Raw genomic sequence first — 12,961 nt, forward strand, 5'->3', positions numbered from 1 at the left:
CTTCTCCTTCATTTTAAGAGATTTAATATAAACAATTATTCTAACTTTAGAAAAATAAAATCAAAATTAAATCAATGATAAAAATATTTTCAAAATTTTTTCATTTAAAACTTGCTTAAACTTGCAAGAATAAATCTTGCAAGTTTGTTTTTATTTGGCTACTACCTCTGGAATGATTCCTTGTAAAAAGAATGCGATAATGCAAGTCCAAATTCCTATTAAAATGATAAAAGCTATAGAATATTTGAGTGTGAATTTGAAAAGATCAGATTCTTTGCCTACAAGTCCAACGGCTGCGCAAGCTATAGCAATGCTTTGTGGACTGATCATCTTTCCAACAACCCCACCTACTGAATTAGCTGCTAAAAATAAAGCTTCGCTAATACCTAGTTTTTGAGCGCTTACTTGTTGCAAGGTTCCAAAAAGTAAGTTAGCACTTGTATCTGATCCTGTTAGGAAAACTCCAATCCAACCTATAATAGGTGAAAAGAATGCAAAAGCATCTCCTGTATGAGCAAAAGCAAGTCCTAAAGTAGTACTCATACCACTATTTTTAGAAATAAAAGCAAAGGCTACAACCAAACCTATGGTAAGACAAGGGATAGCCATTTCTTTTAGGGTTGCCCAAAAACATTCAGCAGCATCTTCAGCTTTTATTCTTAAAATAGCTATGGTTAAAAAAGCTGCAAGTAAAATCGCAGTTCCTGCTTGAGCTACACTTTTACCATTGATAAGATCGATTCCAAGTCCTAAAGAAAGAGGTTTGGCTTCACCTATACCTGTAATAGAAGGACTTAAAATACCGCTTGTAAGATTGCTAAATTGCAAGCTAATGCTTGTATAGCTTAAAAAACCATCTTTATCAAAGATAGCTTTAAACCAAGGTTGAGTCCAAATGATAATACAAACTATAAGTAAAATAAAAGGTGTCCAAGCTTTTAACACATCACCAAAATTTAAGGTATTATCTTCGCTAAAATGAGTTTCTCCATCTAGTCTAAAAATATTTTTTGGTTTCCAAAATTTTAAAAAGATAGTTGTAACTGCTAAAGACACAATAGCTGAAATAATATCAGGAAGTTCAGCGCCTAAGTGATTTGAGCTCCAAAATTGCGTTGCTGTAAAGCTTAATGCGGCAACTAAAATAGCAGGGAAAGTTTCTTTTACCCCTTTTAAACCATCCATTAAAAACACTATAAAAAAAGGTATAGTAAGGCTAAGTGGAACAAGCATTCTACCCACCATAGCAGATACAGAATGAGCTTCAACTCCTACTAAATTTGCCATAGCGATGATAGGAATCCCCACAGCACCAAAAGCAACAGGTGCGGTATTGGCTATAAGACAAAGTCCTGCTGCTTGTAAAGGACGCAAGCCAAGTCCCACCAAAAGAGCTGCTGTGATAGCTACTGGACCACCAAATCCTATAGCACCCTCTAAGAAAGAACCAAAACAAAAACCTATTAAAATCACTTGAATTCTGTGATCAGGAGTGATACTCATCACGCTTTTTTTAATGATTTCAAAAGAACCTGATTTGATAGAAAGTTTGTAAAGAAAAATAGCCGCGATAATAATCCAAGCTATAGGCCACATACCATTTGTAAAGCCTTGTACAAAGCTAGCACCTACTAAATTCCAAGGCATATCATAAACAAATAAAGCTATGACGCTTGCTAAAACCACGGTTAAAAAACCCGCTTGATAACCTTTTAACTTGAAAAATACCAAACAAGCTAAAAAGCAAAGAATAGGTAAAAAAGCAAATAAGGCACTGAGCCAAATGCTATTAAACGGATCATAAATTTGTTGCCACATAATGTGTCTTCTCCTTTGTTTTATTTTATTTAAAGTTTCTCTTCATTCTAGCAAATTCTTAAAATATATATAATGAAATTAAAATTTAAGAAAAATCATAAGGCTTCTTGTGTATCATTTTGTGCAATTTGGTAACATATAGAGTATATAAAAATATAAATATAATATAAAAATATAACTATAATGAGAGTAAAATCTTTTTTGTTTTGTCATTTTTTAGAATATTTTTGCTAGTTAAATACCAAATTTTAGAATTTATAGTCAAAACCGGCTAAAGTTTTAACAATTATAAAAGCAAGTTTTAAGGATTTAATAACATAAATTTCATTATAATTTCACGCTTTTTTCCAATTTAAATTTTTCATTATTTTTATAAGGTTTAATTTAATGTATCTAAAATGTTTTTATTTCTTTTTTGTGCGAATTTTTAACTTTTATAAGGAAGGGTTTAAAAACCTTACCCTTGGAAAAACTTTATGGAAAATTATTTTTATAAAACTTTTTATAATGCTTGTTGTGCTTAAACTTTTTGTTTTTGACGTAAATTTCAATTCTATTTTTAAAAATGATAATGAAAAAAGTAATTTTGTCATAGAAAATCTTATTAAGGAGAAATAATGAGCGAACTTAGCAGTGTGGATTGGTCAAGAGCGCAGTTTGCATTAACCGCGCTTTATCATTTTTTATTTGTGCCTTTGACTTTGGGCTTATCTTTTATCATTGCTATTATGGAAACCATTTATGTAAAAACAGGCAATGAAAGATGGAAAAAAATCACTAAATTTTGGCTTTCTTTATTTGCTATCAATTTTGCTATCGGTGTAGCTACAGGCATTATTATGGAGTTTGAATTTGGAACAAACTGGGCAAATTATAGCTGGTTTGTGGGTGATATTTTTGGTGCTCCTTTGGCGGTTGAAGGTATTATGGCATTTTTTTTAGAGGCTACTTTTTTTGCAGTTATGTTTTTTGGCTGGGATAAAGTAAGCAAGGGTTTTCACTTACTTTCAACTTGGTGTGTGGCTATAGGAAGTAATCTTTCTGCTTTTTGGATTTTAGTGGCAAATGGTTGGATGCAATATCCTGTAGGAATGAGCTTTAACCCTGACACAGCAAGAAATGAAATGCAAAGCTTTTTTGAAGTAGCACTTTCTCCTGTAGCTATTTCAAAATTTTTACATACCATAGGCAGTGGTTATGTGATTTCAGCTTTATTTGTAATGGGAATTTCAGCTTGGTTTATGTTAAAAGGACGCCATATTATCGAGGCTAAAAAAAGCTTAGTTGTAGGAGCTAGTTTTGGTTTGGTTTGTTCAATCTTTTTGTTTTTCAGCGGAGATGAAAGCGCTTACCGTGTAACTCAAACTCAACCTATGAAACTTGCAGCTATGGAAGGGGTTTATCAAGGTGAACATCGTGCAGGACTTGTACCTTTTGGAATTTTAAATCCTAAAAAAACCATAGATAATAACGAAAGTGTGTTTTTATTTGACATTACTATACCTTACGCTCTTTCTATATTAGGAAACCGTGATCCAAATTCTTTTGTTCCAGGAATTGAAGATTTGATCTATGGAAATGAAAGCAAAGGTATAGAACCTATGCAAAATCGTATCGATAGAGGAAAAATCGCTATACAAGCTCTAAAAGACTATAAACTTGCTAAAGAAAACAATGATACAATAGCTATGGCAAATCACAAATCCATTTTAGAAACTCATTTTAAAGATTTTGGTTATGGATATTTAGAACAACCAAGCGATACTATTCCACCTGTGGCTTTAACTTTTTATAGCTTTCATATCATGGTTGCTTTAGGAAGTTTTTTCTTTTTACTTTTCATCGTTGCGCTTTATCTTACCATGGCAAATGATATTGAGAAATTTAGAAAAGTACTTTGGGTGTGTTTGTTATCCATTCCATTGGGTTATATTGCCGCTGAAGCAGGTTGGATTGTTGCTGAAGTAGGCAGACAACCTTGGGCAATTCAAGACTTGCTTCCTGTACATATCGCAGCAACACAACTTGGAAAAGTCAATGTTCAAATTTCATTTTGGATTTTTGCAGTACTTTTTACAGCCTTATTGATTGCAGAAGTTAAAATCATGCTTACTCAGATTAAAAAAGGTTTTGACGCACATGCAGGACATACTCCACTTATGGGCAAAGGAGAAAAATAATGTTTTTTGGTTTAGAACTTGAAGGTTTGCAAATTTATTGGTGGTTGATTTTAAGTTTACTTGGCGGACTTTTAGTTTTTATGTTTTTTGTTCAAGGTGGACAGACTTTAATCGATGAGCTTAGCAAGGATGAGCTTGAAAAAACTATGCTAGTTAATTCTTTAGGGCGTAAATGGGAGCTTGGTTTTACAACTCTCGTACTTTTTGGCGGAGCAGCTTTTGCAGCTTTTCCACTTTTTTATAGTACCAGTTTTGGCGGAGCTTATTGGGCTTGGCTTTGTATTTTATTTTGTTTTATTTTACAAGCTGTGGCTTATGAATATCGTAAAAAAGAAAATAATGTTTATGGCTCTAAAACCTATGAAATTTTTCTTAAAATCAATGGTTATTTAGGTGTATTTTTAATCGGAGTTGCAGTAAGTAGCTTTTTTAGCGGTTCTGAATTTATCTTAAATGAGCATAATTTTGTTTCTTGGCAAAACCCTTTGCACGGCTTAGAACTTTTACTCAATCCTTTTAATTATCTCTTAGGCTTAGCTTTAGTATTTTTAGCAAGGCTTTTAGGCGCAGCGTATTTTATGAACAATATCAATGATGAGAATATCAAAATAAGAGCTATGAAAAAACTTATGATCAATAGCATTTTGTTTTTACCTTTTTTCTTAGGTTTTTTAGCGTGGATTTTTTTAAAAGATGGTTTTAGCGTAGATGCCAATGGAGTTGTAAGCATGAGTGCGAATTTGTATTTATATAATTTCTTAAATCAAATGATTTTTGCTATCTTGCTTGCTATCGGTGTGATTTTAGTGCTTTTAGGTATGGTTCAAGGAGCAAAAGGTTGCTCTAAAGCTATTTTTACCCTAGGACTTGGAACGGTTTTAACAGTTTTTGCTTTATTATCAAGCATTGGTTTAGGTCAAAGTGCTTTTTACCCATCTTTAAGTGATTTACAAAGTTCTTTAACTTTAAAAAATGCAAGTTCAAGCTATTATACTCTAAGCGTCATGGCTTATGTGTCTTTACTTGTACCTTTTGTTTTAGCTTATATTATCTATGTTTGGAATGCAATGGATAAAGTAAAAATCACACGCGAAGAAATCGCAAACGATGATCACGCATATTAAGGAGAAAAAATGTTACATGTTTTGTTTTTATTGGCTTGGCCTTTAGTAATTTATCTAAGCTATAAATTTATCATGCTAAATATCAATCAATTAGAAAAAGATAGCAAACTATAAAGCAAGATAAGATTTAAACCGATATAAGTATAAATCTTTTCAAAATATTGCAATTTGCCCATTTTTGGGCATCTTTTAATCATAAATCTTTTAAAGCTTCATTAGCAGCATCAAGGGCGTGAATAAGGCTTGTGTCAAAAATTTTAATATTTGTATCATTTTTGGATATTAATAAACCAATTTCAGTGCAAGCTAAAAGCACTCCCTTTGCCCCTTTTTCTTGTAGTTTATTTATAATATTTAAATATTTTTCTTTAGAATCTTGCTTGATTTTACCTTTGCAAAGCTCATTAAAAATAATATCATTAACGATTTTTATATCTTCATCACTAGGAGTAATAACGCTAATATTTTCTTCAATCAGTATTTTTTTATAAAAATCCTGAGTCATTGTGTATTTAGTACCCAATAAACCAATTTTTTGTATGTTTTCTTGTTTTAAAGCCTTAGCAGAACTTTTTGCAATATGCAAAATAGGGATATTTATATTTTGTTGAATTTCATCAAAAACCTTATGCATAGTATTAGTTGCAATTATTATAAAATTAGCCCCTGCAAGTTCTAATTTTTTAGCGCATTGAGTCAAAATTTGTGCAGCTTCTTGCCATTTATCTTGGCTTTGTAAATTTTCTATTTCTTCAAAATTAACACTGTAAAGTAAAATTTTTGCAGAATTTAAAGATTTTAATTTATCATTTATAGCTTGATTTATTGTTTTATAATAAGTAATAGTGCTTTCAAAACTCATTCCGCCTATAATACCAATGGTTTTCATTTTTCTCCTTAAGAATTAATTTTTGAGTTATTTTATTACAATATATTTCATAGAAATATGATTTATTTTTAAATAAATATATTTTAATATTTTTATTAAAATTTAAAATAATTTTTTAAACTATTTTCCAATCTATAGGAATTTTATCAACTTTTTTTAAAAATTCATTAGCCTTTGAAAAATGCTTACAACCTAAAAATCCTGTTCTAGCTAAAGGGCTTGGGTGGGCTGCTTTTAAAATCAAATGCTTAGCATTATCAATCAAAATCTCCTTGCTTTTTGCGTAATTTCCCCAAAGCATAAAAACAAGTCCTGATTTTTCATTACTTAATTTATGTATTATAGCATCACTAAATTCTTGCCAACCCCACGAGCTATGACTTGCAGGTTTTCCCGCTTCAACGCTAAGAATAGAATTTAAGAGCAAAACTCCTTGTTTTGCCCAAGAGCTTAAATCCCCGCTTTTAGAAGGTTCTATATTAAGATCTGCTTTTAATTCTTTATAAATATTTAAAAGACTAGGAGGAATTTTAACCCCACAAGGCACAGAAAAACTAAGCCCCATAGCTTGATTGGGTTGATGGTAAGGATCTTGTCCTAAAAGTACAATTTTAAGCTCGCTCAAAGGAGTAAGATTAAAAGCATTAAAGGTTAAATTTGAAGGAGGATAGATAATGGCTTTATTGTTTAAAGCTTGTATATAGCGTTTTTTGATTTCTAAAAAATAACTTTTGCTAAATTCTTCTTTTAAAAACTCTTTCCAATCATTATTTATTTTGATATCTTCAATGTTTATAGTAATTTCTTTCATAAAAATTTCCAAAAATAAATTAAAGGTATATTTTATCAAACAAGCCAAGAAAAATATATTAATTTTTACTGAAATAAATAAAATTAATTAATAAATAAAAATTAAATATAAAAAGAGTTAAATTGTCCTAAAAGTATATTTTATAGTATTTCTAAAGAATAAATATTGTTAACTAATTATTAACTAAAATTACAATATGATTATACTGATATGAGTACAAGTAATAAAGCTTGTATGAAAAATTAAATAAGAAAGGTTTCAAATGGGAACAAGAAAAGAGCACGATTTTATCGGGGAATTAGAAATTTCTGATGAGGTTTATTATGGAGTGCAAACCTTTAGAGCGGTGGAAAATTTCAATATTTCACACGAGAGGCTAAAGGATTTCCCACGCTTTGTAAGAGCTTTAGCAAGGGTTAAAAAAGCAGCTGCTATGGCAAATTATGAATTAGGTCTTTTAGATAAAGATATCCAAGATGCTATTATTAAAGCTTGCGATAAAATTTTAGAGGGCGGATATTACGATCAATTTGTAGTTGATATGATACAAGGTGGAGCTGGAACAAGTACAAATATGAATGCCAATGAAGTTATAGCCAATATAGCACTTGAGCTTATGGGCCATAAAAAAGGTGAGTATCAATACCTTCATCCAAATGATCATGTTAATTTAAGCCAAAGTACTAATGATGCTTATCCTACAGCTTTACACCTTGCCTTGCATGATTATTTAAGTGATTTGGCAAAAGCTATGGAACATTTAAAAAAAGCTTATGAGAGAAAAGCTGAAGAATTTAAAGATGTTCTTAAAATGGGTAGAACCCAACTGCAAGATGCTGTACCTATGACTTTAGGTCGTGAATTTAAAACTTTTGCTGTAATGATAGGCGAAGATATACAAAGAGTATTAGAAGCTAGAAAATTGATTTTAGAGATCAATTTGGGTGGAACTGCTATTGGAACGGGAATTAATTCTCATCCTGATTATCCGAAGGTTGTAGAAAGAAAAATAAGAGAAGTGACAGGTTTTGAATATACTGTGGCTGAGGATTTAATCGAGGCGACTCAAGATACGGGAGCTTATGTACAAATTTCAGGTGTTTTAAAACGTGTTGCAACAAAACTTTCTAAAGTATGTAATGACTTAAGACTTTTAAGTAGTGGTCCAAAATGTGGTCTTAATGAGATTAATCTTCCAAAAATGCAACCAGGTAGTTCTATCATGCCAGGTAAGGTAAATCCTGTTATTCCTGAAGTAGTTAATCAAGTTTGTTATTTTGTTATTGGAGCAGATGTAACTGTAACTTTTGCTTGTGAGGGTGGACAATTACAACTTAATGTTTTTGAACCAGTTGTAGCATATAGCTTGTTTAATTCTGTTGTAATGCTAGAAAAAGCAATGTATACTTTAGCTGATAAATGTATAGATGGTATTACCGCAAATGAAAAAATTTGTTCAGACTTCGTCTATAATTCAGTAGGTATAGTAACAGCTTTAAATCCTTATATAGGTTATGAAAATTCAGCCAGTATTGCTAAAGAGGCTATGAGTACAGGTAAGAGAGTAGCTGATATCGCACTTGAAAGAGGACTTTTAAGCAAGGAGCAAATTGATGAAATTTTAACTCCATCAAATATGTTAAATCCACATATGGAAGCTAAAAATAATATAAAGGCTTAACCATGGATACAATAATGATAATTTTGCAAATAATTGTCCTCCTTGGAGCAATTTTTATAGGAATTCGCTTAGGAGGTATAGCCATAGGCTATGCAGGAGGACTTGGTGTTGTTGTTTTAGGACTTGTCTTGGGAATGAAACCAGGAAATATTCCTTGGGATGTAATTTTAATCATAGCTGCAGCTATTGCAGCTATTTCTGCGATGCAACAAGCTGGTGGGCTTGATTATATGGTTAGGGTTACAGAAAAAATTTTAAGATCCAAGCCTAAATTTATTAATTATCTTGCTCCAGCTTGCGGATGGTTGCTTACTATCTTAGCAGGAACAGGAAATGCTGTATTTTCTTTAATGCCTGTTGTAGTTGATGTGGCAAAATCTCAAAATATCAAACCAAGTGCTCCGCTTTCTTTGATGGTCGTATCTTCACAAATTGGTATTACTGCATCTCCTGTAAGTGCAGCTGTGGTTTATATGAGCGGGGTTTTAGAACCACTGGGATGGAATTATCCAACTTTAATTGGAATTTGGATAGGTACTACTTTTATAGCTTGCATGATAACTGCTTTTATAGTGAGTTTAATCACTCCTATGGATTTAAGCAAAGATGTAGTTTATCAAGAACGCTTAAAAGCAGGTCTTGTTAAAGATGCGGGTGCTATCTTACATAGCGAAGATAAACCAGGTGCCAAACTTTCAGTGGCAATTTTTCTTATCACTGTTTTAGCAGTTGTGCTTTATGCAACTGCGATTTCAAGCAATATTAAATGGATTGATCCAGTAATTGTTCCAAGAGATGCAGCTATCATGAGCTTTTTGCTTACTGCGGCGACTTTGATTACTTGGCTTTGCAAGGTTGAACCTGGAAAGATTCTTGATACAAGCGTCTTTAAAAGTGGTATGACAGCTTGCATTTGTGTATTTGGTGTAGCATGGCTTGGAAATACTTTTGTTGCAGGACATGAAGCTTCTATTAAAGAAGTAGCAGGTGATTGGGTTAAACAAACCCCTGCTATGTTAGCAGTTGCATTTTTCTTCGCAAGTATGCTTTTATATTCTCAAGCGGCAACTGCAAAGGCTATTGTGCCTGTAATCGTTACTGCTTTAGGAATTAGCGCAACAAATCCACAGGATTCTTATATGCTTGTAGCTTGTTTTGCAGCAGTTTCAGCGCTTTTTGTGCTTCCGACTTATCCAACCTTACTTGGTGCTGTGCAAATGGATGATACAGGTACTACTAGAATCGGAAAATTTATCTTCAATCACTCTTTCTTTATACCAGGAGTTTTAGCTATCGCAATCGCTGTAGCTTTAGGCTTTGCAACCGCTCCTATGTTAATGTAATAGCCCTTTTTTGGGCTATTATCAATTTTATGATATATTAAAATTATAATTTTTATTTTTGGAATTATAATGAAATATAAAACAATTGTTTTTTCTATTTTAGCGATAATTTTTTCTGCATGCTCTACTCATCAAGAACAAAATGTATTCTATCAGCAAAATTTATTCTCTCAAACTTGCAATAAGCAATTTTTTCAAGAGCAACAAGAAAAGATCAGTCAAAATAAAGATGTGATTTTTACAGGTTTAAATACAGGTTATATCGCAAGAGATTGTAAGGATTTTAACTTAAGTAATTCTATTTTTGATAAGGTTGAAGATTCTTATAAATACGATGTGGATTTGCAAAGTTTATCCAAGAAAAGCACAAGAGCACTTGCATCTACTTTGATAAATGAGGGTGTAAATGATTATCAAGGTGCTTGGTATGAAAGAACCATGCTTAATGTTTATAAGGGTTTAAATTTTATGAGTTTGGGAGATTTTGTTAATGCTAGGGTGGAATTTAACCGCGCATTGATGAGACAAGAAAAGGCAAAAGAGTATTTTGCTTCCGAAATTAAAAAAGCATATCAAGAGGCTAGCAAGGAAGAAAAATTAAGGCAAAATATCAATAATAATATAAAAATTGTTTCAAAACAATATGAAAATCTTTTTAAAGACTTTAATGCACAAAAAGATTATACCAATCCTTATGTAACTTATATTTCATCTATATTTTTCTTTATGGATTATGATTATAAAAAAGCAGCGGATTTGCTTAAAGAAGTTTATGTGCTGAATTTAAATAAAGAAATAGAAAAAGAATTTAAGATTTTTGATCAATATTCAAGCAGTTTAAATCCAAAAAAATTAAAAAAATATATTTTTATAATATATGAAAATGGATTAAGTCCTGCTTTGGATGAATTTAATTTAACCTTGCCATTTATCTTTGATGATTATATTACAACTGCTAGTGTTGCTTTGCCTATTTTAACAAAGCGCAATGCTTCTTATGATTACTTAAATATCGCAAATAATCATCAAAAATTTACAACTTCTAATGCTTTTGATTTTGATCAAATCGTTGCAAGTGAATTTAAAGCCAATTTGACTTCAATCATCATCAAATCTTTAATCTCAAGCACTTTAAAAACAAGTTTAAATATGGCTGTGGCTAAAAATGATGAGAGCGGAATTTTAAGTCTTGCTACAAATATTTTTAGCATTGCAACCACAAGAAGTGATTTAAGATTTTGGAATTTTTTACCTAAAAATATACAAATTATGATGATTGAAAATGATGGATCGGTACAAATTTATGATGATAAAAATCAAAAAATTTATTCTAGTGAAGTGGATATTGATAAAAATGTATTGATTGTAGTGCGTTCTTTTGCTTCTCAATTTCCCGCTAGGGTTTACAAAATTGAAAACTAAAAGAGTATAATTACAAAAAAAGGAGAAATAATGAAAAAAAATATTTTTATAATCTTTAGCGCATTTTTCGCAGTATTTTTTGCAGCTTGTGGAGCGCCTGTTTATACTGATGGTTATGCAAGTCAAAAAAAACAAGGTGATGCTTTAACCTTAGGACTTGATAGGGAAGATTTTGAAAAAACTGCTCAAATTATGATAGATAGTATGTTAAGCGATCCTGCTTTTGCCAATATTCAACCAGGTCAAAGAAAGGTTATTGCTATAGGTAAAATTATCAATGATACTCCCCAACGCATTGATACAGATAAGCTCATTAGTAAGATCACTATAGCGCTTAGAAAATCAGGTAAATTTGTCCTAACAACAGCTGTTGCAGCGGGTGGAGCTAGGGATGAAATGAGTGAAGCAGTAAGAGAATTAAGAGATAATGATGAATTTAATCAAAACACCATTTCTAGCAAAGGAACTTTGGTTGCACCTGATTTTTCAATCAGCGGAAAGATCCGCCAAGACAATGTCAAGCTTAAGAATGGCGATATACAAGCAGAGTATTTCTTTTATCTAAGTGTTACGGATTTAAATTCAGGACTTGCTTATTGGGAAGATGAAAGAACGATTGATAAAACAGGCTCAAGTAAATCGGTAACTTGGTAATGAAAAAAATCTTTTTATTTTTAACCATCTTGAGTTTTATGTGGGCGCAAGATGATGTTATTATTTATGATTATGTTCTGCTAGAGGATGTTAATTTAAGTTCTTTAGATCTTGTTCAGAGTCTTAAAACCTTGCCACACCAAAGAAATAAATTTCAAAAAGTGGTGCAAGGTAATGGAACAGGAGAAAGCAAGGAAGAAGCTTTAAATAATGCTTTAATAGACGCTTTATCACAATTTAAAGGAGTTTCTAATGTCAATTTAAGACAAGAGCTTCAAAGTATTGATTTAAGCTTCTCTCATTTAGGACAAATTTTACAAAAATCTAAAAGCGTCCTTCAAAATGTAAGTAAGGGTTATATCGATACTTATAAAGTAGATAAAATTGATCAAAACGGAACGCTTTGGCAAGTTGAAATTTCAGCTTTTAAATCTTTGTATCAAAACGATAATAAACCTAAATTAGTAATTTTAAACGATAAAAACAAAGAAGAATCATATTTAAAAAGAGCTTTATATGATGCTTTTTCACAGGATGAGAATTTTACTCTTTTGGAAAGAGAGCATGATTTTAAAGATGAAAATAAAATTATAAAAAGCGAAGATGGTTCTAGCGAAGAAAGCTATAAATTAGGCAATGTTTTGGGTGCTGATTATGTTTTAGAATTTGAGATTTTAGATATTACTCAAGCAAAACAAAGTAAGATAAGCTATCAACATAATACAAATGCAAGTATAAATATAGCTTATAAGCTTATATTTTATCCTACAAGAGAGCTTGTTTTTTCTAAAACCTTCAATACAGCTTTGACTTTATCTGGTGATAGCAAAAAAGAGCAAAAAAGTTGGGAAAACATTGCTCTATTTATGCAAAGAGAAATGGAAAAATCATTATTTTTTAATACTTTAGAAGAAGATAGTAAGCAAGAAGGGAAAGAAAATACTTATAAACTTCATGAAAACGGCGGGGTTAATCTTGGCTTTTAAACTGCTTTAGGGTTTGGTTTCAAACTCTAAAGTCTTTCTTAAATTCATCAAAT

The 12,961-nt window shown here is 31.4% G+C and carries 11 protein-coding genes; 8 read left to right on the forward strand and 3 right to left on the reverse strand.

Going from position 1 to position 12,961, the window contains the following annotated elements; genetic code table 11:
* Positions 1 to 150 precede the first annotated feature (150 nt).
* A complete protein-coding gene (locus tag BGS43_RS02455; protein WP_002825552.1) occupies positions 151 to 1,818 on the reverse strand; it encodes an L-lactate permease in 1,668 nt (555 codons plus the stop codon).
* A gap of 387 nt (positions 1,819 to 2,205) precedes the next feature.
* Between BGS43_RS02455 and BGS43_RS02460 the strand changes: the two genes are divergently transcribed.
* Genes BGS43_RS02460 through cydB form a run of 3 tightly spaced genes read left to right on the forward strand, consistent with a single transcriptional unit; the run spans position 2,206 to position 5,122 of the window.
* Positions 2,206 to 2,436, forward strand: coding sequence for a DUF4492 domain-containing protein (locus BGS43_RS02460; protein WP_002800966.1), 231 nt, complete (start codon positions 2,206 to 2,208; stop codon positions 2,434 to 2,436).
* Positions 2,436 to 3,998 (forward strand): cytochrome ubiquinol oxidase subunit I, encoded by a 1,563-nt coding sequence (locus BGS43_RS02465; RefSeq protein ID WP_096568674.1) that lies wholly within the window; start codon positions 2,436 to 2,438, stop codon positions 3,996 to 3,998. The genes BGS43_RS02460 and BGS43_RS02465 overlap by 1 nt, the downstream gene beginning before the upstream one ends.
* Positions 3,998 to 5,122, forward strand: a complete 1,125-nt coding sequence (gene cydB / locus BGS43_RS02470; RefSeq protein WP_025398623.1) for a cytochrome d ubiquinol oxidase subunit II — start codon at positions 3,998 to 4,000, stop codon at positions 5,120 to 5,122. The genes BGS43_RS02465 and cydB overlap by 1 nt, the downstream gene beginning before the upstream one ends.
* Before the next feature lie 193 nt (positions 5,123 to 5,315).
* On the opposite strand, the gene BGS43_RS02475 is transcribed toward cydB, so the two are convergent.
* Positions 5,316 to 6,011, reverse strand: a complete 696-nt coding sequence (locus BGS43_RS02475; protein WP_002825557.1) for an aspartate/glutamate racemase family protein — start codon at positions 6,009 to 6,011, stop codon at positions 5,316 to 5,318.
* Between the two features lie 115 nt (positions 6,012 to 6,126).
* Positions 6,127 to 6,822, reverse strand: coding sequence for a uracil-DNA glycosylase (ung, locus tag BGS43_RS02480; protein WP_002826367.1), 696 nt, complete (start codon positions 6,820 to 6,822; stop codon positions 6,127 to 6,129).
* 262 nt (positions 6,823 to 7,084) lie between these two features.
* On the opposite strand from ung, the gene aspA reads away from it, so the two are divergent.
* The 5 genes from aspA to BGS43_RS02505 all read left to right on the forward strand — a co-directional run bounded on the left by aspA (position 7,085) and on the right by BGS43_RS02505 (position 12,908).
* Positions 7,085 to 8,503, forward strand: coding sequence for an aspartate ammonia-lyase (gene aspA / locus BGS43_RS02485; RefSeq protein WP_057044744.1), 1,419 nt, complete (start codon positions 7,085 to 7,087; stop codon positions 8,501 to 8,503).
* Between the two features lie 2 nt (positions 8,504 to 8,505).
* Entirely contained in the window at positions 8,506 to 9,846 is a 1,341-nt protein-coding gene (locus BGS43_RS02490; RefSeq protein ID WP_002826370.1) for an anaerobic C4-dicarboxylate transporter, read from the forward strand.
* A gap of 69 nt (positions 9,847 to 9,915) precedes the next feature.
* Positions 9,916 to 11,268, forward strand: a complete 1,353-nt coding sequence (locus tag BGS43_RS02495; RefSeq protein ID WP_002800971.1) for a hypothetical protein — start codon at positions 9,916 to 9,918, stop codon at positions 11,266 to 11,268.
* 30 nt (positions 11,269 to 11,298) lie between these two features.
* Positions 11,299 to 11,922, forward strand: coding sequence for a penicillin-binding protein activator LpoB (gene lpoB, locus BGS43_RS02500; protein WP_002778802.1), 624 nt, complete (start codon positions 11,299 to 11,301; stop codon positions 11,920 to 11,922).
* Positions 11,922 to 12,908 (forward strand): hypothetical protein, encoded by a 987-nt coding sequence (locus BGS43_RS02505; protein ID WP_002826371.1) that lies wholly within the window; start codon positions 11,922 to 11,924, stop codon positions 12,906 to 12,908. Before lpoB ends, BGS43_RS02505 begins: the two co-directional genes overlap by 1 nt.
* Positions 12,909 to 12,961: the final 53 nt, after the last annotated feature.

It is taken from the genome of Campylobacter sp. 110 (assembly GCF_002383965.1).
GTDB classification, from domain to species: domain Bacteria; phylum Campylobacterota; class Campylobacteria; order Campylobacterales; family Campylobacteraceae; genus Campylobacter_D; species Campylobacter_D coli.